This is a genomic window from Pseudomonas fluorescens group sp. PF-69 (assembly GCF_054481235.1).
The window spans coordinates 2631268-2657530 of sequence record NZ_JBTMNC010000001.1 but is presented as its reverse complement, the minus strand read 5'-3'; the positions used below and the strand labels follow the sequence as shown (position 1 = coordinate 2657530).

The following is a 26263-nucleotide window of genomic DNA, read 5'->3' as shown; positions in this document are numbered from 1 at the left end:
GTCGTCCTCTTCCTATATGAATAGATCCTCCGCGTTGCTCCTCGCTTTTGTCTTCCTCAGCGGCTGCCAGGCCTTGGCACCCGTATCGTCGGACAGTACGTCGCCGGCCGAAGACAGCACTCCGGCGCCTGAAAAGCCCAAGGTTTACAGCTCATTCAGCGAAGACACGGTCTTCAGCCTGCTGAGCGCCGAACTGGCTGGCCAGCGCAATCGTTTCGACATTGCCCTGGACAACTATGTGACCCAGGCCATCAATACCCAGGATCCGGGCATTTCCGAGCGGGCATTCCGTATCGCCGAGTACCTGGGCGCCGATCAGGCCGCCCTGGACACCGCACTGATCTGGGCCAGGAACGCCCCGGACGACCTCGAGGCGCAACGGGCCGCTGCCGTACAACTGGCCCGCGCCGGGCGCTACGACGACTCCATGGTCTATATGGAGAAAGTCCTGCAAGGCAAGGGCGACACCCACTTCGACTTCCTCGCCTTGTCCGCAGCCGACACCGACCAGGACACGCGCAACGGTTTGATGAAGAGTTTCGACCGTTTATTGCAGCGCCATCCGCACAACAGTCAGCTGATTTTCGGCAAGGCCTTGCTGATGCAACAGGACGGCGACGCCAAAGGTGCGCTGACCCTGCTTGAAGACAATCCGCCCGACGACGGCGAAATCGCCCCGATTCTGCTGCGCGCACGCCTGCTGCAAACCCTCGATCGCGGTGACGAGGCCTTGCCGCTGCTGCAAAAAAGCATCAAGAAATATCCGGACGACAAACGCCTGCGCCTGACTTATGCGCGCATGCTGGTTGAACAGGACCGGATGGATGACGCCAAAGCCGAGTTCTCGAGCCTGGTCCAGCAATACCCCGAAGACGACGAATTGCGTTACTCCCTGGCGCTGGTTTGCCTGGAAGCCAAGGCCTGGAACGAGGCCAAGGGCTATCTGGAAGACTTGATCGCCCGGGACAGCCATGTCGACTCGGCACACCTGAACCTCGGCCGGATCGCCGAAGAACGCAATGACCCGCAGGGCGCCTTGATCGAGTACGGCAAGGTGGGTCCGGGCAACGATTACCTGCCGGCACAATTGCGTCAGGCCGATATTCTGATGAACAACGGCAGGACCGCCGAAGCCCAATCCCGCCTGGCGACGGAACGCGACGAGCAACCGGACTACGTGATCCAGCTGTACCTGATCGAGGCGGAAACCCTGTCCGCCAACAAACAGGGCGACAAAGCCTGGAATGTGCTGGAAAAAGCCCTGCAGCAATACCCCGACGACCTGAACCTGCTTTACACCCGTGCCATGCTGGCGGAAAAGCGCAATGACCTGGCGCAGATGGAAAAAGACCTGCGACTGATCATCAAGCACGACCCGGACAATGCCATGGCGCTCAACGCCCTGGGCTACACCCTGTCCGACCGCACGACACGTTACGCCGAAGCCAAGGCCCTGATCGAACAGGCTCACCAGATCAATCCGGAAGACCCGGCGGTGCTCGACAGCCTCGGCTGGGTGAATTTCCGCATGGGCAACCTCGACGAAGCCGAACGCCTGCTGCGCCAGGCGCTGCAACGCTTCCCCGATCAGGAAGTCGCCGCACACCTGGGTGAAGTCCTGTGGGCCAATGGCAAACAGCGCGAAGCCAGGCAAATATGGGGCAAGTTCCTCAAGGAACAGCCTGACAGCCCAACTCTGCGCGGTACCATCAAGCGCCTGACCGGATCAGAGACTCTTTAAGATTATGTTTTTGCGCCACATCATCGTTTTCAGTTTCATCGCCCTGCTCGCCGGTTGCGCGGGCTTCGGTGCCCGCGAATCCGTCGAGGGCCACGGTAACCCCGCCCAATGGCGCGAGCACAAACAGCAGCTTGCCGCCCTGGATGGCTGGCAGATCGACGGCAAGATCGGCATTCGCGCGCCAAAGGATTCGGGTAGCGGCACGCTGTTCTGGCTGCAGCGCCAGGACTATTACGACATCCGCCTTTCCGGCCCCCTGGGTCGCGGTGCGGCACGCCTGACCGGACGGCCCGGCAAGGTCTCTCTGGAAGTTGCCAACCAGGGTCGCTATGAAGCGCCAAGCCCGGAAGTCCTGCTTGAAGAACAACTGGGCTGGAAATTGCCGGTGTCCAATCTGGCCTGGTGGGTCCGCGGGCTTCCGGCTCCGGACAGCAAGAGCCGCCTGACCCTGGATGGCGACAGCCGCCTGGCCAGCCTTGAACAAGATGGCTGGCAGGTCGAGTACACCGCCTACACCGAGCAAAACGGCTACTGGCTGCCCGAGCGCATCAAGCTGCACGGCACCGACCTCGATGTCACGCTGGTGATCAAGGCCTGGCAACCACGCAAGCTGGGGCAATGACATGCCTGCCAGTCGCCTGACCCTGCCCTCCCCGGCCAAGCTCAACCTGATGTTGCACATTCTCGGTCGCCGCGAAGACGGCTACCACGAGTTGCAGACGCTGTTTCAGTTTCTCGACTATGGCGATGAAATCACCTTCGCCGTGCGCGATGACGGCGTCATTCATTTGCACACCGAGTTCGAAGGTGTCCCCCATGACAGCAACCTGATCGTCAAAGCCGCGAAAAAACTTCAGGAGCAATCCGGTTGCTCGCTCGGCATTGATATCTGGATCGACAAAGTTTTGCCCATGGGCGGTGGAATCGGTGGCGGCAGTTCGAATGCCGCGACGACCTTGCTTGGCCTCAATCATCTCTGGCAATTGGGCTGGGATGAAGATCGGCTGGCCGCACTGGGCCTGACACTGGGCGCCGATGTCCCGGTTTTCGTGCGCGGCCACGCGGCTTTCGCCGAAGGCGTGGGGGAGAAACTGACCCCGGTAGACCCGGAAGAACCGTGGTATCTGGTGCTGGTGCCGCAAGTATCTGTAAGTACGGCAGAAATTTTTTCCGATCCGTTGTTGACACGTAACTCGCCGCCCATTAAAGTGCGCCCCGTTCCCAAGGGAAACAGTCGAAATGACTGCTTGCCGGTAGTAGCAAGGCGTTATCCAGAGGTACGTAACGCATTGAATTTGTTAGGTAATTTTACCGAAGCAAAACTCACCGGAACTGGAAGTTGTGTGTTTGGGGGCTTCCCAAGCAAAGCTGAAGCTGATAAAGTCTCGGCCCTTCTTACAGAGACCCTTACAGGGTTTGTAGCAAAAGGAAGCAACGTTTCGATGTTGCATCGCAAGCTGCAAAGTCTGCTCTAAAGGAATCGATTACTGGGTAATCGTTGCAACAGATACAGGGGCGTCGCCAAGCGGTAAGGCAGCAGGTTTTGATCCTGCCATGCGTTGGTTCGAATCCAGCCGCCCCTGCCATTTTCCTATACTCATCCAGGTTACCCTCAGCCTTCAGGTACTGCGCGTGTCCAAGATGATGGTCTTTACGGGGAACGCTAACCCCGATCTGGCTCGGCGTGTCGTACGTCAGCTGCATATCCCTCTCGGTGACATCTCTGTCGGTAAATTTTCCGACGGCGAAATTACAGCCGAGATCAATGAAAACGTCCGCGGTAAAGACGTCTTCATTATTCAGCCGACTTGCGCTCCGACCAACGATAACCTGATGGAACTGGTAGTGATGGCTGATGCCTTCCGCCGCTCCTCGGCTACTCGTATCACTGCTGTTATTCCTTACTTTGGTTATGCCCGTCAGGATCGCCGTCCGCGTTCCGCACGTGTGGCTATCAGCGCGAAAGTCGTCGCTGACATGCTTACCGTAGTCGGCATCGACCGTGTTCTCACGGTTGATCTGCATGCTGACCAAATCCAGGGTTTCTTCGATATTCCGGTAGATAACATCTACGGCTCCCCGGTTCTGGTGGATGACATTGAAGATCAGCGCTTCGAAAACCTGATGATCGTGTCCCCGGACATTGGTGGCGTCGTGCGTGCACGTGCCGTTGCCAAATCCCTGGGCGTGGATCTCGGGATCATCGACAAACGCCGTGAGAAAGCCAATCACTCTGAAGTGATGCATATCATCGGTGATGTCGAAGGGCGCACCTGTATTCTGGTCGATGACATGGTCGATACCGCCGGCACCCTGTGCCACGCGGCCAAGGCCCTGAAAGAGCATGGCGCTGCCAAGGTTTTCGCCTACTGCACGCACCCTGTGCTGTCGGGTCGGGCGATCGAAAACATTGAAAATTCCGTGCTGGACGAGCTGGTGGTGACCAACACCATTCCGCTGTCCGCTGCAGCACAAGCCTGTGCGCGTATCCGTCAACTGGATATCGCACCGGTAGTTGCCGAGGCGGTCCGCCGCATCAGCAATGAAGAATCGATCAGCGCGATGTTCCGCTAAGGGCCCTGCCCTTCTCGAACATCTCGTTGACGAAAAGCGCCCCGCCCCGGCATTCCTGTCGGGGCGGGGCTTTTTTGCCCATACCGCCTTTAGCGCTGGTCGCAAACGCTGGGGCGAATGTGGTTATTTTGGAGATACAACATGAACGATTTTACTCTGAATGCTGAAGTGCGTTCCGACCTGGGGAAAGGTGCGAGCCGCCGCCTGCGTCGTCTCGCAAGCCTGGTTCCAGCTGTAGTTTACGGTGGCGAAAAAGCCCCTGAATCCATCAGCATGCTGGCTAAAGAAGTTGCCAAACTGCTCGAAAACGAAGCGGCTTACAGCCACATCATCGAGCTGAACGTTGGTGGCACCAAGCAAAACGTAATCATCAAGGCTCTGCAGCGTCACCCGGCCAAAGGCCACGTGATGCACGCTGACTTCGTACGCGTAGTGGCCGGCCAGAAGCTGACTGCTGTCGTTCCAGTGCACTTCATCAACGAAGCTGCCCCGGTGAAGAAAGGCGGCGAGATTTCGCACGTTGTTGCTGAAATCGAAGTGACCTGCCTGCCAAAAGACCTGCCTGAATTCATCGAAGTTGACCTGGCTAACGCCGAAGTCGGCTCGATCATTCACCTGTCCGACATCAGCGCTCCTAAAGGCGTTGAGTTCGTTGCTCTGGCTCACGGTAACGACCTGGCTGTTGCCAACGTTCACGCTCCACGTGTTGCTCCAGAAGCTACCGAAGAAGGCGCAGCAGAGTAATTTCACTCTGTTCGCCGGAGTGACGGAAACATCGCGGACTGGAACGTAGCGAGAAAGCGGGCGAGAACGCGGAGTTTACATAATGGTAAATGAGCAACTTTCGTCCACTTTCGCCGCTCTCTCCGATTGCGGCGATGTTATCCACCACTCCTGGGAAGGGCCCCTATCGTGACTGCCATTAAACTGATCGTTGGCTTGGGAAATCCAGGTGCAGAATACGAACAGACCCGGCATAACGCAGGGGCCCTTTTTGTTGAGCGCATCGCGAACGCACAAGGCATAAACCTTGTAGCCGATCGCAAATATTTCGGCCTGACCGGGCGCTATACGCACCTGGGTCAGGATGTTCGTCTGCTGATCCCCACCACCTACATGAACCGCAGCGGCCAGGCCGTAGCGGCACTCGCCGGATTCTTCCGCATCAAGCCCGAAGAGATCCTGGTGGCGCACGACGAACTCGACCTGCCTCCGGGCGTCGCCAAGCTCAAACAGGGCGGCGGCCATGGCGGTCACAACGGGTTGCGCGACATCATTGCGCAACTGGGCAATCAGAATACCTTTCACCGCTTGCGGCTTGGCATTGGCCACCCGGGCGTTGCCAGTATGGTTTCAAATTTCGTCCTGGGTCGTGCGCCACGCGCCGAACAGGAAAAACTCGATGCCAGCATCGACTTTGCCCTCGGCGTGCTGCCGGATATCCTCGCCGGTGAATGGAACCGCGCGATGAAAAACCTGCACAGCCAGAAGGCCTGACTCTAACTCCTCGGGGAAACACCATGGGATTCAATTGCGGCATCGTCGGCCTGCCTAACGTCGGCAAGTCCACCCTGTTCAACGCCCTGACCAAATCCGGTATCGCGGCCGAGAACTTCCCCTTCTGCACCATCGAGCCCAACAGCGGAATCGTGCCGATGCCGGACCCGCGCCTCGATGCCCTGGCCGCCATCGTCAATCCAAAGCGCGTCCTGCCGACCACCATGGAATTCGTCGACATCGCTGGCCTGGTGGCCGGCGCGTCGAAAGGTGAAGGCCTGGGCAACAAATTCCTGGCCAACATCCGCGAAACCGATGCGATCGCCCACGTAGTCCGCTGCTTCGAAGACGAGAACGTGATTCACGTTTCCAACAGCGTCGACCCGAAACGCGACATCGAAATCATCGACCTGGAACTGATCTTCGCCGACCTCGACAGCTGCGAGAAGCAACTGCAGAAAGTCGCGCGCAACGCCAAGGGCGGTGACAAGGACGCCGTGGTCCAGAAAGGCCTGCTGGAGCAATTGATCGCTCACTTCACCCTGGGCAAGCCTGCGCGCAGCCTGATGAAGAACATGAGCGCCGACGAAAAGGCGATGATCAAGGGCTTCCACCTGCTGACCACCAAACCGGTCATGTACATCGCCAACGTCGCTGAAGACGGTTTCGAAAACAACCCGCACCTGGACGTGGTGAAAGCCATTGCCGAAGAAGAAGGCGCCATGGTTGTACCGGTCTGCAACAAGATCGAAGCGGAAATCGCCGAACTTGAAGACGGTGAAGAGAAAGACATGTTCCTCGAAGCCCTGGGCCTCGAAGAGCCAGGCCTGAACCGCGTGATCCGCGCTGGCTACGAGATGCTGCACCTGCAGACCTACTTCACCGCCGGTGTCGAAGAAGTCCGCGCCTGGACCGTCCGCGTCGGTGCCACCGCTCCGCAAGCGGCTGGCGTGATCCACACCGACTTCGAAAAAGGCTTCATCCGTGCCGAAGTCATCGCCTACAACGACTTCATCCAGTACAAGGGTGAAGCCGGTGCCAAGGAAGCCGGTAAATGGCGCCTGGAAGGCAAGGACTACATCGTCAAGGACGGCGACGTGATGCACTTCCGCTTCAACGTGTAATGGGTGCCGTGGATATCCACGGAACTCGATAGACGAAAAATCCTCGTAATCACTCGCTGATACGGGGATTTTTGCGTCTTGCGAGGGCTGAATCGCGCAGCACCGCAGAGCGCCGCCCACACTACGCCAATTGCGCCCTGATCTTTTGCACCACGCCTTGCATCGCCGGCAGATACCGGCGGGCGGCTTCCTCAACCGACATCGCCTTGGCGATGTACACCAGGTTCAGGCAACCCATCACCCGCTCCTCGTGCTCAACCGGAATCGCGATGGCAGCAATTTTGCGCTCCTGGCCCCAGTGGGAATTGTTTTCTCCATAGCCCTTGCCGAGAGTGTGCTCCACCAACCGGTCGACAAAGCCGCGATCCGCCGCCAGCGCCGACTGTTCATCTTCGCGGCTGATCATCAACTCAATCAGCTCTTCGCGCTCAGCCGCGGGGCAGAACGCAAAGTACGCACGCCCAGTGGCCGTCATGAGCAACGGTAAGCGCCGACCGACCATGGAGCGGTGGAATGACAGGCGACTGAATCGATGAGTGGTCTCGCGAATCACCATGGCGTCGCCATCCAGCGTGCACAGGTCGGTTGGCCAGACAACTTGTTGCAGCAGCTCGCCAAGCAGCGGCGCGGCAATCGAAGAAATCCATTGCTCGTCGCGAAATCCCTCGCTCAGCTCGCGGACTTTCAACGTCAGGCGATAGCTGTCATCTGACTCACTGCGTCGCACGTAACCCTCGGTTTGCAAGGTCTCCAGCAATCGACGAACCGTGGTGCGATGTAGCCCGCTTTGCTCGGCCAACTGCGCCGTAGTGGCCCCGCCATCGAAACGATTCAAGCCATTGATCAGGGCCAAACCGCGCATTAGCCCACGAACGGCCTTGTATTCTGTTTCGCTCATGGAGGCTCCATTTTTTCTATAAATCAAGCTTGTGCACCTGGTGCACACTAGCAAGGGTTTTCGTTGTCCACCAGCTACCTGATTTCCATACTGCGCCCAACAAGAAATCCAAAAGCGCTGTACGGAGATACCCATGAGTCTTGCACCCACTCCTTCCACGGTGGAGCTGAGCACCGACGTTGCCATCGTCGGCGCAGGCCCTGTCGGCCTGATGATTGCCAATTACCTGGGGCAATGTGGCGTCAACGTCACATTGGTGGAAAAGCTCGACAGCCTGATCGACTACCCCCGCGCCATCGGCCTGGACGATGAAAGCCTGCGTACTTTCCAGTCCGTCAGTCTGGCCGACAAGGTGCTGCCGCATACCACGCCCTGGCACGCCATGCGTTTCCTGACCCCCAAGGGTCGCTGCTTTGCCGATATCCAACCGAAAACCGACGAATTCGGCTGGTCTCGGCGCAACGCATTCATTCAACCCTTGGCCGACCGGGTACTGTTCGACGGCCTGCAGCGTTTCAACAACGTCAAGGTACTGTTCAGCCGTGAGCTCAGCAGTTTTGAGCAAAACGACAGCGCGGTGGTGCTCAACCTCACGGATCAGAATGGCCGCAGCGAACGCCTGCATGCCCGTTACCTGATCGGTTGCGACGGCGGCAACAGCCTGGTGCGGCGCAGCCTGGACATCAGCTTCGAAGGCAAGACCGCGCCGAATCAATGGATCGTCGTCGACATCGCCAATGACCCGTTGAGCACGCCACACGTTTATCTGTGCTGCGACCCGGTGCGCCCTTACGTTTCCGCCGCCCTGCCCCATGGCGTGCGTCGTTTCGAGTTCATGGTCATGCCCGGCGAAACCGAAGCCGAGCTGAGCAAACCGGAAAACATGCGCAAGCTGCTGGGCAAGGTGCTGCCGAACCCGGACAACATCGAACTGATCCGCAGCCGCGTCTATACCCATAACGCTCGTCTGGCCGGTCGGTTCCGTCAGGGCCGGGTGCTGCTGGCCGGCGATGCCGCGCACATCATGCCGGTATGGCAAGGCCAGGGTTACAACAGCGGCATGCGCGACGCGTCCAACCTGGCGTGGAAACTGTCGCTGGTGATCAAGGGCCTGGCCGCCGACAGCCTGCTCGACAGCTACGAACAGGAACGCCGCGACCATGCCAAGGCGATGATCGACCTTTCGGTACTCGCCGGCCATGTGCTGGCACCGCCGAAACGCTGGCAAGGCACCCTGCGCGATGGTGTGTCCTGGCTGCTCAATTACGTGCCGCCGGTCAAACGCTACTTCCTGGAAATGCGCTTCAAACCGATGCCGCAATACACCCGGGGCGCCTTGATCGTGCCGAGTGAAAAGGGCTCGCCAACAGGCAAGATGTTCATTCAACCGCAGGTGTTGACTGACGCCGGCAGCACGGTGTTGCTGGATGAAGTGATCGGTGAAAACTTCGCGATTATCGCCTGGGGCTGCGATCCGACCTGGGGCCTGACGGCAGCGCAAATTACCCAATGGAAAAACCTGGGCACGCGCTTTATTCAAGTGTTGCCGGACGTCCAGCTCAGAGCACCGAGCGATGCCGGCCACGACGTGATCCGCGTGGGTGACAGCACCGGTCGTTTGAAAGAGTGGTTCGCACTCGGCAATTCGTCCATCGCCCTGGTGCGTCCCGACCGCTTCGTCGCCGGATTGGCCATCCCCCAAACCGTTGGCCAGGCCTGCGATGAATTGGCCCGGGCGCTCAAAGTCCTGCCACAAACCGCTGCGAACGCTGTTGTCAGCAAGGTAGCTTGAGATGAGCGCCTATCTGCATTGTTTGTCTCACACGCCATTGGTGGGCTACGTCGATCCTGAACCGCACGTGTTGGCCGAAGTCGATGCCGTGATCAGCGATGCTCGCGAACGCATCGCCCGCTTCGACCCGCAGCTGGTGGTGGTGTTCGGACCGGACCATTACAACGGCTTTTTCTACGACGTGATGCCGGCCTTTTGCATCGGCATGGCGGCCGACGCCATTGGTGATTTCGACACCGCCGCCGGCCCCCTGGACGTGCCTAAAGCGCTGGCTGAATCCTGCGCCCAGGCTGTGCTGGATGCCGGTATCGACGCCGCGGTGTCTTATCGCATGCAGGTCGATCATGCGTTCGCGCAGCCGTTGGAACTGTTGCTCGGCGGCTTGCAGGGCTGTCCGGTGATTCCGGTGTTCATCAACTCCGTGGCCGTGCCCCTGCCTGGCTTCAATCGCGCCCGAATGCTGGGTGAGGCGATTGGCCAATGGGCGAAGTCGTTGAATAAGCGCGTGCTGTTTCTGGCCTCCGGCGGCCTGTCCCATCAGCCACCGGTACCGGAACTGGCCAAGGTCGATGCGCGTATGGCTGACCGTCTGATGGGCAGCGGGCGCCAGCTACCCGCCGATGAACGACAGGCACGCCAGAACCGGGTCATTCAAGCCGCCCGAGACTTCGTCGAAGACCCGCACAGCCTGCACCCCCTGAACCCGACATGGGATCAGCAGTTTCTCGACACCCTCGAACAGGGCCGTATGAGCGACCTCGACAGCCTGAGCAATGACGAATTGTCGGCGCTGGCCGGCAAGTCCACCCACGAAGTGAAAACCTGGGTCGCCGCCTTCTGCGCCCTCAGTGCTTTCGGCCCCTATCAGACCGAGGGCCGCTACTACCGCCCGATTCCCGAGTGGATTGCAGGCTTCGGTGCCCTTGGCGCACAGCCGCTGAACAATCACTAATGAATTCAAGGAACACTGCCATGACAGCCACTGCATTCAGTGAAGCTTCCACCAGCCGCTTTGCCCGTATCAAGGAAGGCGACCTGGACCTGCAACTGCACTACAACGACCTTGGCGAAGGTGCCGAAACCGTGGTCATGCTGCACGGCTCCGGGCCGGGCGCCAGCGGCTGGGCCAACTTCAATCGCAATATCGAGCCGCTGGTGAATGCCGGTTTCCGCGTGATCCTGATGGACTGCCCGGGCTGGAGCAAAAGCGACACGATCGTCAGTGAAGGCTCGCGCTCGAACCTCAATGCACAAGCGCTCAAGGGCCTGCTCGACGTGCTGGACCTGGACCGCGTGCACATCATCGGCAACTCGATGGGCGCCCACAGCACCGTGGCCTTCGCCCTGGAATACCCTGAGCGGATCGGCAAACTGATCCTGATGGGCGGCGGCACCGGCGGCCCGAGCGCCTTCGTTCCCCAGCCCACCGAAGGCATCAAACTGATCGGCGCGCTGTACCGCGATCCGACCATCGAGAACTTGAAGAAGATGATGAACGTCTTCGTTTTCGATGCCAGCGGCCTGACCGACGAACTGTTCCAGACCCGCCTGGACAACATTCTGTCGCGCCGCGATCACCTGGAAAACTTCGTCAAGAGCAGCACGATCAACCCCAAGCAATTTCCGGATTTCAGCCACCGCCTGCACGAAATCAGCGCCGACACCCTGCTTGTCTGGGGCCGCGAGGACCGCTTCGTGCCCATGGACACTGGCTTGCGCCTGCTGGCCGGCCTGCCCAAGGCGCAGTTGCATGTGTTCAACCGTTGCGGCCACTGGGCGCAGTGGGAACACGCCGAGAAGTTCAACCGTATGGTCCTGGACTTCCTGACCCACTGATCATCGAGGCTGAAATGAATCTGACTCAAGACACACTGCATCAACTCGCCGCTGATCTGCGCCAGGCCGAAGCCCATGGCGAAGCCATCGGGCCGCTGCGCGAGCAGATCGGTGAAGACAACGCCGAAGCCGCGTATGCCATCCAGCGCCTCAACGTCGACCACGGCGTGGCCAACGGGCGCCGCGTGGTTGGCCGCAAGATCGGCCTGACCAATCCCAAGGTCCAGGCCCAGCTGGGCGTGGGCCAGCCAGACTTCGGTACGCTCTTCGCTGACATGTGCTACGGCGACAACCAAACCGTGCCCGTCGGCCGCGTACTGCAACCGAAGATCGAGGCTGAAATCGCCCTGATCCTCGACCGCGACCTGCCTCGCGCCGACACCACATTCGCCGACGTGATGGCAGCCACCGGCTGGGTCGTCCCGGCACTGGAAATCGTCGGCAGTCGGGTCCAGGGCTGGAACATCCGCTTCGTCGATACCGTGGCTGACAACGCCTCCAGCGGCTGCTTCGTACTCGGCGGCCCGGCTCGACGTATCGATGGGCTCGACCTGCGCCAGGCCAGCATGCGCATGACCCGCAAGGGTGAAGAAGTGTCCAGCGGCAGCGGCGCCGAATGCCTCGGCCATCCGCTCAATGCGGCCGTCTGGCTGGCCTGCACCATGGCGCGCCTGGGCGATCCGCTGCGGGCGGGCGACATCATTCTCACCGGTGCGCTGGGGCCGATGGTCGCGGTAGCCGCCGGTGATCGGTTCGAGGCCGAGATCGACGGCATCGGCCGGGTTGGTGTGAATTTCTCGGTAGACAGTCGCGCCGAGTGATCGGCGACTTGCGTGCACATGAGGCAACAATAATGAACAAACTCAAAGTCGCCATCATCGGCTCCGGCAACATCGGCACCGACCTGATGATCAAGATCCTGCGTAACGCCAGGCACCTGGAAATGGCGGTGATGGTCGGCATCGACCCGGCCTCCGACGGTTTGGCCCGCGCCCAGCGCATGGGCGTGGCCACCACCCACGAAGGCGTCGAAGGCCTGACCCGCATGGACGTGTTCAAGGACATCGACTTCGTCTTCGATGCCACCTCGGCAGGCGCCCACGTGAAGAACGATGCGTTCCTGCGCTCGATCAACCCCGGCATTCGCCTGATCGACCTGACGCCCGCCGCCATCGGCCCGTACTGCGTGCCGGTGGTCAACCTGGAGCAGAATCTGGATCAGCTCAACGTCAACATGGTCACCTGCGGCGGCCAGGCGACCATCCCGATGGTCGCGGCGGTGTCGCGGGTGGCCAAGGTGCATTACGCCGAAATCGTCGCCTCGATTGCCAGCAAATCCGCCGGGCCCGGCACCCGCGCCAACATCGACGAATTCACCGAAACCACCTCCAAGGCCATCGAAGTGATCGGCGGCGCGGCCAAGGGCAAGGCGATCATCGTGATGAACCCCGCCGAGCCGCCGCTGATCATGCGCGACACGGTGTTCGTATTGTCCGAAGCGGCGGATCAGGCGCTGGTCGAAGCCTCCATCGTCGAGATGGCGGCCGCCGTGCAGGCCTACGTGCCGGGCTATCGCCTCAAGCAAAAAGTGCAGTTCGACGTGATTCCTGAAGACGCACCGTTGAACATCCCCGGCCTGGGTAAATTCTCCGGCCTGAGGACCTCGGTGTTCCTCGAAGTCGAAGGCGCCGCCCATTACCTGCCGGCCTACGCCGGCAACCTCGACATCATGACCTCCGCTGCCTTGGCCACCGCCGAGCGCATGGCGCAGTCGATGCAACAGGCCTGAGGAGAGCGACATGAACGGTAAGAAAATCTACATCTCCGACGTGACCCTGCGCGACGGCAGCCATGCGGTGCGTCATCAGTATTCCCTGCAAAACGTGCAGGACATTGCGCGCGCCCTGGACAAGGCGAAAGTCGACTCGATCGAAGTCGCCCACGGCGATGGTCTGCAAGGCTCGAGCTTCAACTATGGCTTCGCCGCGCACACCGATCTGGAATGGATCGAAGCGGCGGCCGATGTGATCCGTCACGCGAAAATCACGACGTTGCTGCTGCCTGGCATCGGTACCGTGCATGACCTGAAGGCGGCCTACAACGCCGGCGCCCGGGTGGTGCGCATCGCCACCCATTGCACCGAAGCCGACGTGTCGAAACAGCACATCGAATACGCCCGCGAGCTGGGCATGGACACCGTCGGTTTCCTGATGATGAGCCACATGATCCCGGCCGAGCAGCTCGCCGCCCAGGCGAAGCTGATGGAAAGCTACGGCGCGACCTGCGTGTACATGGCCGACTCGGGCGGTGCGATGAACATGCAGGACATCCGTGATCGCTTCCGTGCCTTTAAAGCCGTGCTCAAGCCGGAAACCGAAACCGGCATGCACGCCCACCACAACCTGTCGCTCGGCGTGGCCAACTCGATCACGGCCGTCGAGGAAGGCTGCGACCGCATCGACGCCAGCCTTGCCGGCATGGGCGCCGGTGCCGGCAACGCGCCGCTGGAAGTGTTCATCGCCGCCGCCGAGCGCCTGGGCTGGAACCACGGCACCGACCTGTACACGCTGATGGACGCTGCGGACGACATCGTGCGGCCGTTGCAGGATCGGCCGGTGCGGGTCGACCGCGAAACCCTGGCCTTGGGTTATGCCGGGGTCTATTCGAGCTTCCTGCGCCACGCCGAAATCGCCGCAGCGAAGTACGGCCTCAAGACCCTCGACATCCTCGTCGAGCTGGGCAAGCGCCGGATGGTCGGTGGCCAGGAAGACATGATCGTCGACGTGGCGCTGGATCTGCTCAAGCGCTGAACCCTGCATCACCCCCGACTGGCCGCCCACGCAGCGGCCGGAAGGGCTTGCTTTGCCCATTACAACAATAAAACGGGTATTTCCCATGACATCGCTAAACGTGCTGACACCGTTATACATGGCACGGACCATCGGTCTGTGTTTCCTCGTTGCCCTGATGGAAGGCCTGGACCTGCAGGCCTCGGGGATCGCCGCCCAAGGTATGGCGGCGGCTTTCCAACTGGATAAATTACACATGGGCTGGGTCTTCAGCGCGGGCATTTTCGGCCTGCTGCCCGGTGCATTTCTCGGCGGTTTGCTGGCTGATCGCATTGGCCGTAAACGTGTGTTGATGGCGTCGGTCGCCCTGTTCGGACTGTTCTCGCTGGTCACGACCATGGCCTGGGACTTCAACAGCCTGCTGGTTGCCCGCTGCCTCACGGGCGTCGGCCTGGGCGCCGCATTGCCTAACCTGATCGCACTGAGCAGTGAAGTGGCTGGCCCGCGCCTGCGTGGCACGGCCGTGAGCCTGATGTATTGCGGCGTGCCCCTGGGCGCAGCGCTGGCTGCAAGCATTGGCATTGCCCAACTGGCCGGTGGCTGGCAAGTGGTGTTCTACGTCGGCGGCGTCGTGCCGTTGCTGATCGTGCCACTGCTGGGACTTTATCTGCCGGAATCAGCGGCGTTTCGCAGCGTCCGCGACGCTGCTCCGATCGGCGTGGTCAGCGGCCTGTTCCGCAACGGCGCGGCATTGCCGACCGTGATGATCTGGGTCAGCTACTTCTTTACGCTCATGGTGGTTTACATCCTGATCAACTGGCTGCCGAGCCTGTTGATCGGCCAGGGCTTCAGCGGGGCTCAAGCAAGCTGGGTGATGCTGGCGCTGCAATTTGGCGCGGCGGCAGGTACGTTGTTGCTGGGCTGGGTCATGGATCGTCTGCCGGCCTGGGCATTGTCGGCGTTGATTTACCTCGGCATTCTCGCGTCCCTGACCGCCCTGGGCATGGTCAGTCAATTGCAAAGCATGCTGGTGGCCGGCTTCGTCGCCGGTTTCTTCGCCACGGGCGGGCAATGTGTGCTGTATGCCTTGGCACCGCATTTCTATCGTCCGTCAATTCGCGCCACAGGTGTCGGCAGCGCCGTCGCCATCGGCCGGCTGGGCGCGATGAGCGGCCCGCTGGTGGCTGGCAAAATGCTCGCACTGGGCACTGGCACCGCCGGCGTGATGATGGCCTCGGCACCGGGCATCGTCATGGCGGCGCTGGCGGTGTTTTACCTGTCGGTACGCCGCAACCGCTCGCCCGCTGACTGACTCATCCGCTCTTTTCCCCCCGTGCCTCGATGGCGCGGGGCGTTATCCCTACAACAATAAAAGTGAACACTGCCATGCTCAGGAATTTTCTTCGGGCCTTCAGCGCCTGCACCTGCGTTTTGTCCATTGGCCAGGCTTGCGCCGCCGGTTTTGTCGACGACAGCCATGCCGATCTGGTGATGCGCAACTATTACTTCGATCGCAATTACGTCAACGCCACGCCTCAGGCGGCTGCTCGCGAGTGGGCGCAGGGCTTCATTCTCAACATGCGGTCGGGTTATACCGAAGGGCCTGTCGGCTTCGGCCTGGACGCCCAGGGATTGCTGGGGGTGCGCCTGGACTCGTCGCCTGACCGTACCGGGACCGGCCTGCTGCCGTACAACCCCACCACCCGCGAGCCGGCCAGTGAATATTCGGAGCTGGGCCTGACTGCCAAGGCCCGGGCGTCGAAGAGCGAGTTGCAACTGGGTACCATCAGCACGTTTCTGCCTATCGCCTTTGCCAGCCCTACCCGCTTGCTGCCGCAGACCTTCCGGGGCACGTACCTCAAGTCCCAGGAAATCGACAACCTGACCCTGCATGCCGGCTGGCTCGATCGTATCAACCTGCGCGACTCCACCAACTACCAGAAAATGTCGGTAGCCTCGCCTAACGGCCGCTTCAATGGCGCCGCCGAATCTGACCGCTTTACCTTCCTCGGCGGCGACTATGCCTGGTCGCCGCAACTGACGCTGAAGTACTACCACGCCGAACTGGCTGACCTTTACCGCAAGGACTTCTACGGCTTCGTCGACAATCGTCCGATCGGCCCCGGCAGCCTGAAAAGCGACTTCCGCCTGTTCGTCACTGGCGAGGACGGAGCGGCCAAGGCCGGCCCCGTGGACAACCGCAATGCGGCACTGATGCTGACCTATGCCTTGGGTGCCCACAAATTCGGTGCCGGCTACATGCAACTGACCGGCAAGACCGCAATGCCCTACCTGTTCGGCACCGAGCCGTTAGTCATCACCGAAGGCACGCTGAGCTCCGAGTTTCTTAACCCCAAGGAGCGCAGTTGGCAGGTGCGCTATGACTACAACTTCGCAGCCATTGGCGTACCTGGGCTCAACGGTATGCTGCGTTATGTGAGTGGCGACAATATCGAGCTGCCCAAGCTGGGAGGCTCCAATCTGAAAGAGAGTGAGAAGGATATCGAGGTCAACTACGTGCTGCAGGGCACGCCCCTCAAAGGCCTGGCTCTGCGCGTGCGCAACGCGTGGTACCGCAATGATTTCGCCGCGCGGGCCAGCCACCGGGATGACAATGAGCTACGGGTAAACGTCGATTACACATGGAAGCTATGGTGAGCTTCCGTCCAGCGAGTGGACGTGTATTGAATGTTGTCACCCTGGCGAGTGCGGCCTGTCGAGCGCAACGCAACGGCCCTTGAAATACACAACGCCCGATGCAGTGCATCGGGCGTCAGGCCTTTTTGGTTCGCGGCAAAAAAATCGCCAGGACACCCAATAGCGGCAGGAACGAACACAGGTAATACACGTATTCGATGCCGCGAATATCCGCCAGATGGCCGAGTAATGCCGCACCAATACCACCAAAACCGAACATCAGGCCGAAGAACACCCCGGCAATCATCCCCACATTACCCGGCACCAGTTCCTGGGCGTACACCACAATCGCCGAGAACGCCGAAGCCAGGATGAAACCGATGACCACGCTCAGGATGCTGGTCCAGAACAGATCGACGTGCGGCAAAACCAGGGTGAACGGCGCGACACCCAGGATCGAAAACCAGATCACCGCCTTGCGCCCGATCTTGTCGCCAATCGGCCCACCGAAGAAGGTCCCCGCCGCGACCGCACCGAGAAACAGGAACAGGTGCAGTTGCGAACTGGCCACCGACAGGTCGAATTTTTCGATCAGGTAGAAGGTGAAGTAACTGGTGAAACTGGCCATGTAGAAATACTTGGAGAACACCAGCAGCCCCAGCACCACTAACGCACTGATCACCCGGCCCCTGGACAAGCCGTGAGTCGCCGCCTGGCCTTGTTTGAGCTTGAACAGGTTCAAATGGTTGGCGTACCAGCGGCTGATCCGGTAGAGCACGAACAGAGCAAACACGGCGAACAGACCGAACCAGGCCACGTGACCCTGCCCATAGGGAATGATGATCGCGGCCGCCAGCAAGGGACCAAAGGCCGAGCCTGCGTTGCCGCCGACCTGAAAGGTCGATTGCGCCAGCCCGAAACGCCCGCCCGAGGCCAGTCGCGCCACCCGTGAAGCTTCCGGGTGAAAGGTCGAGGAGCCGATACCGATCAGCCCCGCCGCCAGCAGAATCAACGCAAAGCTGCCGACCACCGACATCATCAGAATTCCGACCAGCGTGCACACGGTGCCGGCGGGCAATAGCCATGGCTTGGGATGGCGATCGGTGTGATAACCGACCCACGGCTGCAATAGCGAAGCGGTCAGTTGAAACGTCAGGGTGATCAAGCCGACCTGGGTGAACGTCAGGCCGTAATTGGCCTTGAGCATTGGATAAATCGACGGCAGTACCGACTGGATCAGGTCGTTGATCAGGTGCGCCAGCGCGACCGCGCCGATGATTCGCATGACCAGAGGACTGCTTTGTGAAGGAGCAGGCGCCGATCCAGCGGCGGACTGAACATTGCTGATAGCCATGAGAATTTCCGGACAACAAGTAAGTGCGCACAGGCAGGTGCGTCAATGTGCCATTTTTCGGTGCGACAGCGCCATCCCCTTAGCCTGCTAACGACTTTTATATTCATCGGAAAGACGGTGATAGCCCAACGCCATGGTCTGAATCTTGCCTCGCTCTTGCGCTTCAACGCGGCCCCTTACAAAGGGGACCGAGAATGGGAAGTTTCACCACAGCGCTGGCTTACACAGCTGGCAAAGGTGAACTTTCGAGGCCGTTTACGGGGACACAGGTCGCGGTCGCAAAGACCTCGATACACGCCGATGGCGCGTGGTGTCCGAAGGAGTCATGGGGCATGCAGGCTTTTTTATCACCGGGGATCAGGCTGCTGGGGCGCTTTGGCTTCGCACGCAAATTTCAACTGTTGTTTCTGCTGTTTATCCTGCCGCTGGCCGGCAGTCTATGGATGATTGGTCTGGACTACCGAGACAAACTGAACCTGATCTCCGGCGAACGGGCCGGGGTCCGCCAGTTACTCGCCCTCGATTTGCTCGATAACCTGCTGGAGGCCCAGCGTGACCGTGCCGCTCGCTGGCGCGCCACCGAAACCAATCGCCAGCCAACGCCGGCAACACTCAGCGCCATGGCCGCATTCGACGCGGTCCAGCCTGCTGTCGCCCAAGCCACCTCAGACCTGAGCAGCGCCCTGCAAAAGGAAGGTGCGGAAGGCGAAACCCTGACCCGTTTTCAAGCGCTGCAAAATGCCCTCAACGGCCTGGACTCGAAGAGTCTGAGCAGCGTCGGATGGTGGCCGGACGGCTATGATCGCTTCACCAACGCCCTGAGCGCGCTGCAAGCCTTGCGCGAGCAGATCGCCATGGATAATCGCCTGACGCTGGCCCCCTGGCTGGAAACCTACCTGCTGACGCAGATCTCCACTCAGCACGCGCCCGACCTGATCGAACGCGTCGGCCGCCTGGCCAGTGTCGGCCAGGCCTCGGTGGTGTCCGGGCAATTCACGCTGCAAAGTCGCCTGCAACTGCGCGACTTGCGCAGTCGAATCGGCGATGCCCGGGAACAACTGGTCAAAACGGCAGGTTTGCTTGAAGCGCGGCTGCCCAGCGCTCTGCAAGCCTGGGCCGGGCAATACCATGACAGCCTCAAGCACCTCGACGCTGGCCTGAAAGTTCTGGACGACGGTGTGTTCGGCGGCAGCATCACCCTCAAGCCCGAAGACTTCGAACGCAGCCTCGATGCCCTGCTTTCCGACCTCGCCGCGTTGCGCCAGCAATCACTGGTTTCACTGGATCAGCGCCTGGATGACTACCAGGGTTCGGCCATACGCCGGTTCATTGTGACGGCGAGCATATTGGGCGGCCTGCTGCTGGCCGCGCTGTACCTGTTCATCTGTTTGCAGGCGTCGATCCGCCGCAGCGCCAGCGGTATCACCTTGCTGGCCGAGGCCTTGCGCGATGGCAATCTGAGCTTGCAGGTGCCGGTGCACGGCCGCGACGAACTGGCCGCCATCAGCACCGCCCTCAACGTCGCGGTGGTGCAATTGCGCGCCAGCCTGCTGGGGGTCGATCACGAAACCCTGCAACTGAGCAACGCGGTGCAAACCCTCAATCATCACTCTGCCGACGCCTTGGGCGAGGTCGAAGCCCAGCAACTGCAAATCAGCCAGATTGCAGCGGCGGCGACGCAACTGGCCGCGACCTCCCAAGGGGTCTCCGACAGCTGCGAACGAGCGTCCGGCAGCGCCCAGCAGACCCAGCGTATCGCCGCCGACAGCAGCCGTGACAGCCAGCGCACGACGGCCAGCATCCAACAACTCAATCAACGCTTGAATGACACGGCGGCGGCGCTGGGCCGGGTCAGTGAGCAGGGGCAGCAGATTCAACTGGTGGTCGATACCATTCGCGGCGTCGCCGAACAGACCAACCTGCTGGCGCTCAATGCCGCCATCGAAGCGGCCCGCGCCGGTGAACAGGGCCGCGGTTTCGCCGTGGTGGCCGATGAAGTGCGCAGCCTGTCGCAACGCACCCAGTCCTCGACCGCGCAAATCGCCGGCACCGTCGACAGCCTGCGCAGCACCGTGAACGAAGCCGTCAGCCTGATGGAAGCGGCCTGCGGGCAGGCTCAGACCGATGCGCAGGCCGTCACCAGCCTCGGCGAACGCTTGGGGGAAATCGCCAGCGCCGTACAGGGGGTCACCGACACCCTGGCGCAGATCGCCACGGCGGTCGACGAGCAAGCGAGTACAGCCGATGAGGTCAGCGGCAACATCCAGCAAGTCGATCAGGCGGCGGTCCGCTTGCTCGAAGGTGCGCGGGCGGTGAACCTTGCGGCAGATACCTTGAGTCAGGGCAGCAAGGCTTTGAGCGCCAATACCGGCAGATTTCAGCTCAAATGATGCCCTCCCCTGACCCGTTTTTTCGGGTCAGGAGGATAAGCGGTTGAAAGCGTAGAGAAATATTTTAGATTTATGCTTGACGCATCCCCGTTACCGGTGAATAATGCGCGCCACTTGGCTACATAGCTCAGTTGGTTAGAGCATAGCATTCATAATGCTGGGGTCCGGGGTTCAAGTCCCTGTGTAGCCACCAAGTACTAAAAACGGCTTACCGCAAGGTAAGCCGTTTTTTTATGCCTGCCTTTTATGGCTGCTGTAGGAGCAAGCTTGTTCGTGATGGTCGTCAACGATGACGCGGCGAGCCTGATACCCCGCAGCGTCTTTGGATTCATCGCGAGCAGGCTCGCGCCTACCTAAAACAACCTCAGACTCGAACCGTCGCCAACGCCGACAACGCCCTCTCCCATATCTGCCAGGTCCGCAGCCAGACCATCGCCTGCCAGTCGCCATCGGCGGGATAGAACTGCTCCAGCAGATTCAATTTGATCTCGCGCCCTACCGCGTCGCTCGGATTGCCGTGCAGATGCAGCCAGTGGTCATCGCGCAGATGACGATGCACCTGCGCCCCCGGATACGTTCCGCACTCAATGACGAACGGCATCAACCGCACCTGCGGCAGCGCATTGATCAATGCCTGCGAGGTGTAGCCAGTCGCGGTGGCCGCCACACCGGTTTCACTCAGGGTGTCGGCACCGGTGTGCAAGGTGTAGAGCCACGGACCATAAAGCGCCTGCGCATCGGCCAGCGCCGGATAGGCCGCTTCGGTAATCGTCAGCAGCATCGGATGACCGTATTCGCCGGCACCGGTGTGCAAGTCGAAACACATGGCGACATCGGCATGGGCGACATGCTTCTGGATGATCTGGTGCAAGGTGCGATTCGACCAGCTCGGCGCCAGCCCGCCATAGAACAATCCATCGGGATGCGCATGCTGCCCGCCTTCGACAATCGACATGACCGCCGGCCAGCCGTGTTCGTGAATCTGCGCATCCAGCAAGGCGTCCGTGCGCTCACGTTCGGGACCTTGCAACTGGGTGCAGGCGTAGATTTCGTGCAACGCTTCATACGCCTGGTTATCAGGCAGCGGCCGCTCGAAGTTCAGGTGATTGCGGTTCAGGTCGATGTTGTCTTCGTTGACCCGACGCAGCCACGCCGTCCCCCAGGGGTTGATCAGATGGATCATCACCACGGCCACATCGGCCGGCAGCACACGCTTGCCCAGCTCCTGCAGCCATTTGATCTGGCACCCGGAACCATAGAAGCCTTCGACCCCATGGGTGCCGCTGAGCGCAATCAGCAGACGCTTGGCACCGGGATCGCCGAGGACCGCTACATCGGTGCCCAAGGCTTCGCCGAAGGGCCCTGTGAGCGGATGTGGATACTCGGTCAGCGTTGCGCCGGCGGCGGTGGCCGCCGCGAGGAATTGTTCACGCTGGGAGCGGTAGCTTGGCTGGGTCGGGAACTCGGTCTGCATGTGTGCCTCTTATTGATCTTCTGGCCTGCCTGGTGGCATTGACCCTACAGAAAATCCATCCATTGATGAAGGACAAAAGCGTCCTGGTCGCGGGGCACGGTTTGCGTCACCGGGCGGTGGCCGATAAAGTCCACGAACCCTTTTTCCCACGGACGGAGTGCCCCGCATGTTCTCAGCCTTCCACTTGAGGCGCATGCGCCTGTCAGCGTTGTCGCTGATCACTGCGGCTTTAGCCCTGACCGCCTGCAACGCGCCATCAGTCTCGACGCTGCCCGTCGCGCCGGAAAGCGCTTCCGGTTATCGCACCGACCTGCAAACCCGGCACGCCTCCAGGCACATGGCAGCCGCCGCCAACCCGCTGGCGGCGGAGGCCGGACGGGAAATGCTGCGTCGTGGCGGTTCGGCCATCGATGCGGCGATTGCGATGCAAGCGGTGTTGACGCTGGTCGAGCCGCAATCTTCCGGCATTGGCGGTGGCGCGTTGATCATGCTGTGGGACGGAAAAAACGTGCGCACTTATGACGGCCGCGAAACGGCACCGGCCGGTGCCACGCAAAGGCTTTTCCTGCAAGCCGATGGCACTCCCATGCCTTTCACCCGGGCGCAGATTGGTGGTCGTTCGGTGGGGACGCCAGGCGTACTGCGCGCCCTTGAACTGGCCCACAAAAAACATGGCCGCCTGCCTTGGGCACAGCTGTTCGAACCGGCGATCAAACTGGCGGAGCAAGGTTTCGCCATTTCGCCACGCCTGCATCAGTTGATCGCGTCGGATTCGTCGCTGCGCAGTTCGCCCGACATGGTGGCCTACTTCCTGGATGCCGATGGCCGCCCGAAAGCCATTGGCACCCGCCTGAAAAACCCGGCATTGGCCGCCGTGCTGCAACGCATCGCCAACGAAGGGCCAGATGCGCTGTACCAGGGTGCCGTCGCGCAGGAGATCGTGAAAAAGGTTCAGGGCCACACCAACCCCGGCAGCCTGTCCCTGAACGACCTCAAGGGCTATACCGCCAAGGAGCGTGCGCCACTGTGCACCGACTACAAGCGCTGGCAGGTCTGCGGCATGCCGCCACCGTCGTCGGGCGGCATCGCCGTGGCGCAGATCCTCGGTACGCTGCAAGCCTTGGAGGCGCGCGACAAACTCTACGCCCTGGCGCCGTTGAAACCGGTAAAAACCAACGCGCCGGCAGGGATTGAACCCGACCCGCAAGCCGTGCACCTGATTTCCGAAGCCGAGCGCCTGGCCTATGCCGATCGCGCGCAGTACGTGGCGGATACGGATTTCGTGCCGGTTCCGGTCAAAGGCCTGGTCGACCCGAGTTACCTTGCCAGCCGCGCCGCCCTGATCGGTGAGCACAGCATGGGCACAGCTGAACCAGGCACGCCTCCAGGCATTCAGGTTGCCTATGCGCCGGACCGGTCGCCGTTGCGCATCTCCACCTCACAGGTGGTCGCCGTCGACGACGAGGGCGGCGCGGTGTCCATGACCACCACCATCGAGTCTGCCTTTGGTTCGCACCTGATGGTTCAGGGATTCCTGCTCAACAATGAGATGACGGACTTCTCGTTCATCCCCGAAGAGCACGGGCAAAAAGTCGCCAACCGTGTCGAACCCGGCAAGCGCCCACGCTCGTCCATGGCCCCTACCTTGATCTTCGACCGCCAGAGCGGTGAGTTCCTCGCCACCATTGGTTCACCCGGCGGCTCGCAGATCATCGAATACGTCGCCAAGTCCACCCTCGGCCTGCTCGACTGGAACCTCGACGCACAGCAAGCCATTAACCTGCCCAACTTCGGCAGTCGCAATGGCCCGACCGAACTGGAACGCGGGCAGTTCAGCCCGGCACTGATCCAGGCGTTGAAAGCCAAAGGGCACGAGGTGAATGAAATCGACATGACCAGCGGCACCCAGGCGATTGTTCGAACAAAGGATGCGCAAGGCAAAACATCGCTGACCGGTGGCGCCGACCCTCGGCGTGAGGGAGAAGCGCTGGGGGATTGAGTCTTACGGCCATGTGAGAAAGGGCTTACCGAGGGGTAGGCCCTTTTTTGTAAATATCAGCTCCTGATCGCTTTTCAAACCCAGCCAGTTCCTACCCGCAAGCGATTGCTACTTCAGTAGAGTTAACTGAGAGCACTTTCATCTGCCCATCATCGACTCGCTCGTTGCGCCAGTTTTGAGAATGACTCGAGCATCGAAGTCAAATCAGCCCTGCTCGCCATACATCGGTTGCACTTTCTGAGACTTGCACGAGTCCCACCACGGGACTAGGATCATGCCATGAGAATCATCGCCATCAGTCAGCTAAAAAGATTCTGGAAGAAATACCCCGAATCGGAACAATCCTTCCTGGCCTGGATTGATGAGGCAAGAAACTCCGACTGGAGAACACCTTCAGACATAAAGATGCACTTCGCGACCGCCAGCATTCTCAAAAGCCGCCGAGTGGTATTCAACATCAAGGGCAACGACTTTCGGCTGATCGTCGCAGTGGTCTATCGCTTTGGGGCCGTGTACATAAAATTTGTCGGCACTCACAAACAATACGACGCAATCGACGCTGACACCGTCGAGATGGAGTAACCCATGAACATTCGCCCCATTCGCACTGACGAGGATTACCGTGAAGCGCTCAACAATGTGTCAGCGCTGTTCGATAACGAACCAGATCCTGGCACCCCTGAAGGTGACTACTTTGAGATCATGATCACGCTTATCGAAGCCTACGAATCGAAGCAGTTTCCAGTCGATCTCCCCAACCCGATCGATGCGATCAAATTTCGCATGGAGCAATCCGGCTTGTCCGCTGCAGACCTCGCACCTGCGATTGGCAGAACAAACCGGGTCTATGAAGTACTGAATGGAAAACGAGCGCTGACACTTCCCATGATCTGGAAACTGCATGATCTATTTGGAATACCAGCGCAGAGCCTGATCAAGCCAGTCAAACAGGCCTGATCGAGCATCGGACGAACCTTAGAATCAGGCCAGCAGGCGACACCCCTTGATCATCGCCGTCACGCCCGCTTATCGACTGATTTTCAGCGTCTGCCGAATCCGGTGTTTCTCCAGCGCCAGGTCGATCAACCGCGTGACCAGTTCACTGTAGGTCATGCCAGCGGCCTGCCACAGTTTCGGGTACATGCTGATGCGGGTGAATCCGGGTAGCGAATTGATTTCGTTGATCAGCACTTCACCGCTGTCGGTCAGAAACACATCGACCCGCGCCAGCCCGGAACAGCCCAGGACGTGGAACGCCTCGACGGCCATGGCACGAATACGTTCGCTGGCCTCGTGACTGATGCTGGCCGGCACCACCACTTCAGCGGCCTTGTCATCGATGTACTTGCTGTCGTAAGAATAAAACCCGCTGTGCACCACGATTTCGCCACAACCGCTGGCGATCGCGTCTTCGTTACCGAGCACCGCGCATTCAATCTCGCGGCCGTTGACGGCAGACTCGACCAGTACTTTTTCATCGAAGCCCAATGCCAGCTCGAGTGCCGCGGTGTATTCGGCTTCGTCGTTGACTTTGCTCACCCCCACGGAAGAGCCCTGGTTTGCCGGTTTGACGAACAACGGCAAGCCGAGCTTGCCCGTCACCTCGGCGAAGCCGTTGCGCGCCATGGCAGATCGGGTCAGGGTCACGAACGGCGTGACCGCCAGCCCGGCATCGCGCAGCAGACGCTTGCTGATGTCCTTGTCCATGCAAACCGCCGAACCAAGCACATCGGAGCCGACAAACGGCAGGTCGGCCATGCGCAGCAGCCCTTGCAGGCAGCCGTCTTCACCGAGGGTGCCGTGGACAATCGGGAAGATCACATCGACATGGCCCAACAGTTCCTGACTGGAGGTTTCAACCAATTGCTGGCTGACCTTGCCCGGCACGACGGCCAATTCGCGATTGGACTGATTGAGGGCGATCAGCGTCGGGTTTTCCTGATTCAGCAGGAAATTCGACGGGTCATTGAGGTGCCAGTGGCCTTGTTTGTCGATACCGATCAACACCGGTTCGAAGCGCGAACGATCCAGTGCATCGACGATGTTCTTCGCCGACTGCAACGACACTTCGTGCTCTGCCGACCGCCCCCCGAAAATAATCCCCACACGCAACTTGCTCATTGCCTGACCTCTTCGTGAATGTGCTTATGGCTAGGGT

The 26263-nt window shown here is 60.4% G+C and carries 23 protein-coding genes and 2 tRNA genes; 21 read left to right on the top strand and 4 right to left on the bottom strand.

The genetic code is table 11. The features are described 5' to 3' along the window. The first annotated feature begins 16 nt into the window (after positions 1-16). From ACX3YF_RS12290 to ychF, 8 genes are all read left to right on the top strand, one after another. Positions 17-1741 (top strand): tetratricopeptide repeat protein, encoded by a 1725-nt coding sequence (locus ACX3YF_RS12290; protein ID WP_130208319.1) that lies wholly within the window; start codon positions 17-19, stop codon positions 1739-1741. A gap of 4 nt (positions 1742-1745) precedes the next feature. Next, positions 1746-2363 carry a lipoprotein insertase outer membrane protein LolB gene (gene lolB / locus ACX3YF_RS12285; RefSeq protein ID WP_047533176.1) on the top strand — a complete coding sequence of 206 codons (618 nt, stop codon included), beginning with the start codon at positions 1746-1748 and terminating at the stop codon, positions 2361-2363. 1 nt (position 2364) lies between these two features. Continuing rightward, positions 2365-3216, top strand: a complete 852-nt coding sequence (ispE, locus tag ACX3YF_RS12280) for a 4-(cytidine 5'-diphospho)-2-C-methyl-D-erythritol kinase (RefSeq protein WP_130208321.1) — start codon at positions 2365-2367, stop codon at positions 3214-3216. Between the two features lie 36 nt (positions 3217-3252). Continuing rightward, a tRNA-Gln gene (locus tag ACX3YF_RS12275) sits at positions 3253-3327 on the top strand. A 46-nt stretch (positions 3328-3373) separates the two neighbouring features. Then, the gene (locus ACX3YF_RS12270) at positions 3374-4315 is read left to right on the top strand and encodes a ribose-phosphate pyrophosphokinase (RefSeq protein WP_003171603.1); all 942 of its coding nucleotides are present in this window, start codon (positions 3374-3376) and stop codon (positions 4313-4315) included. A 141-nt stretch (positions 4316-4456) separates the two neighbouring features. Beyond that, on the top strand, positions 4457-5059 hold the full coding sequence (locus tag ACX3YF_RS12265) for a 50S ribosomal protein L25/general stress protein Ctc (protein ID WP_130208323.1): 603 nt from the start codon (positions 4457-4459) through the stop codon (positions 5057-5059). Between the two features lie 168 nt (positions 5060-5227). Then, on the top strand, positions 5228-5812 hold the full coding sequence (pth, locus tag ACX3YF_RS12260) for an aminoacyl-tRNA hydrolase (RefSeq protein WP_130208325.1): 585 nt from the start codon (positions 5228-5230) through the stop codon (positions 5810-5812). Positions 5813-5835: 23 nt separating this feature from the next. After that, a complete protein-coding gene (ychF, locus tag ACX3YF_RS12255) occupies positions 5836-6936 on the top strand; it encodes a redox-regulated ATPase YchF (RefSeq protein WP_130208326.1) in 1101 nt (366 codons plus the stop codon). A 121-nt stretch (positions 6937-7057) separates the two neighbouring features. On the opposite strand, the gene ACX3YF_RS12250 is transcribed toward ychF, so the two are convergent. Continuing rightward, positions 7058-7834 (bottom strand): DNA-binding transcriptional regulator, encoded by a 777-nt coding sequence (locus tag ACX3YF_RS12250; protein WP_130208328.1) that lies wholly within the window; start codon positions 7832-7834, stop codon positions 7058-7060. 133 nt (positions 7835-7967) lie between these two features. Between ACX3YF_RS12250 and ACX3YF_RS12245 the strand changes: the two genes are divergently transcribed. From ACX3YF_RS12245 to ACX3YF_RS12210, 8 genes are all read left to right on the top strand, one after another. After that, positions 7968-9626 carry a bifunctional 3-(3-hydroxy-phenyl)propionate/3-hydroxycinnamic acid hydroxylase gene (locus ACX3YF_RS12245; protein WP_130208330.1) on the top strand — a complete coding sequence of 553 codons (1659 nt, stop codon included), beginning with the start codon at positions 7968-7970 and terminating at the stop codon, positions 9624-9626. Position 9627: 1 nt separating this feature from the next. Next, positions 9628-10578, top strand: a complete 951-nt coding sequence (gene mhpB / locus ACX3YF_RS12240; RefSeq protein WP_130208332.1) for a 3-carboxyethylcatechol 2,3-dioxygenase — start codon at positions 9628-9630, stop codon at positions 10576-10578. Positions 10579-10598: 20 nt separating this feature from the next. Next, positions 10599-11462, top strand: coding sequence for an alpha/beta fold hydrolase (locus ACX3YF_RS12235; protein WP_130208334.1), 864 nt, complete (start codon positions 10599-10601; stop codon positions 11460-11462). A 14-nt stretch (positions 11463-11476) separates the two neighbouring features. Beyond that, the gene (gene mhpD, locus ACX3YF_RS12230) at positions 11477-12283 is read left to right on the top strand and encodes a 2-keto-4-pentenoate hydratase (protein WP_130208336.1); all 807 of its coding nucleotides are present in this window, start codon (positions 11477-11479) and stop codon (positions 12281-12283) included. Positions 12284-12315: 32 nt separating this feature from the next. Beyond that, positions 12316-13251 carry an acetaldehyde dehydrogenase (acetylating) gene (locus ACX3YF_RS12225; protein ID WP_189340424.1) on the top strand — a complete coding sequence of 312 codons (936 nt, stop codon included), beginning with the start codon at positions 12316-12318 and terminating at the stop codon, positions 13249-13251. A 10-nt stretch (positions 13252-13261) separates the two neighbouring features. Then, positions 13262-14272 (top strand): 4-hydroxy-2-oxovalerate aldolase, encoded by a 1011-nt coding sequence (gene dmpG, locus ACX3YF_RS12220; protein WP_090461737.1) that lies wholly within the window; start codon positions 13262-13264, stop codon positions 14270-14272. An 85-nt stretch (positions 14273-14357) separates the two neighbouring features. After that, positions 14358-15563 carry a 3-(3-hydroxy-phenyl)propionate transporter MhpT gene (gene mhpT / locus ACX3YF_RS12215; RefSeq protein ID WP_130208338.1) on the top strand — a complete coding sequence of 402 codons (1206 nt, stop codon included), beginning with the start codon at positions 14358-14360 and terminating at the stop codon, positions 15561-15563. A gap of 74 nt (positions 15564-15637) precedes the next feature. Further along, on the top strand, positions 15638-16909 hold the full coding sequence (locus ACX3YF_RS12210) for an OprD family porin (protein ID WP_130208340.1): 1272 nt from the start codon (positions 15638-15640) through the stop codon (positions 16907-16909). 115 nt (positions 16910-17024) lie between these two features. Here the strand turns inward: ACX3YF_RS12210 and ACX3YF_RS12205 are convergent, their stop codons facing one another. Next, the gene (locus ACX3YF_RS12205) at positions 17025-18242 is read right to left on the bottom strand and encodes an MFS transporter (RefSeq protein WP_130208342.1); all 1218 of its coding nucleotides are present in this window, start codon (positions 18240-18242) and stop codon (positions 17025-17027) included. A gap of 332 nt (positions 18243-18574) precedes the next feature. On the opposite strand from ACX3YF_RS12205, the gene ACX3YF_RS12200 reads away from it, so the two are divergent. Then, positions 18575-20632: a methyl-accepting chemotaxis protein gene (locus tag ACX3YF_RS12200; protein ID WP_448647428.1), complete on the top strand. Its 2058-nt coding sequence runs from the start codon at positions 18575-18577 to the stop codon at positions 20630-20632. A gap of 116 nt (positions 20633-20748) precedes the next feature. Continuing rightward, positions 20749-20825: transfer RNA gene (locus ACX3YF_RS12195), tRNA-Met, on the top strand. Positions 20826-20996: 171 nt separating this feature from the next. Here the strand turns inward: ACX3YF_RS12195 and ACX3YF_RS12190 are convergent. Continuing rightward, complete coding sequence (locus ACX3YF_RS12190) at positions 20997-22106, bottom strand: DUF2817 domain-containing protein (protein ID WP_130208346.1); 1110 nt, start codon at positions 22104-22106, stop codon at positions 20997-20999. A 166-nt stretch (positions 22107-22272) separates the two neighbouring features. Between ACX3YF_RS12190 and ggt the strand changes: the two genes are divergently transcribed. The 3 genes from ggt to ACX3YF_RS12175 all read left to right on the top strand — a co-directional run bounded on the left by ggt (position 22273) and on the right by ACX3YF_RS12175 (position 25062). After that, positions 22273-24105: a gamma-glutamyltransferase gene (gene ggt, locus ACX3YF_RS12185; protein WP_130208348.1), complete on the top strand. Its 1833-nt coding sequence runs from the start codon at positions 22273-22275 to the stop codon at positions 24103-24105. 279 nt (positions 24106-24384) lie between these two features. Beyond that, complete coding sequence (locus ACX3YF_RS12180; RefSeq protein ID WP_130208349.1) at positions 24385-24687, top strand: type II toxin-antitoxin system HigB family toxin; 303 nt, start codon at positions 24385-24387, stop codon at positions 24685-24687. Positions 24688-24690: 3 nt separating this feature from the next. Next, the gene (locus ACX3YF_RS12175) at positions 24691-25062 is read left to right on the top strand and encodes a helix-turn-helix domain-containing protein (protein WP_130208351.1); all 372 of its coding nucleotides are present in this window, start codon (positions 24691-24693) and stop codon (positions 25060-25062) included. A gap of 69 nt (positions 25063-25131) precedes the next feature. Here the strand turns inward: ACX3YF_RS12175 and ddlA are convergent, their stop codons facing one another. Beyond that, on the bottom strand, positions 25132-26226 hold the full coding sequence (gene ddlA / locus ACX3YF_RS12170) for a D-alanine--D-alanine ligase (RefSeq protein WP_130208353.1): 1095 nt from the start codon (positions 26224-26226) through the stop codon (positions 25132-25134). Between the last annotated feature and the right edge of the window lie 37 nt (positions 26227-26263).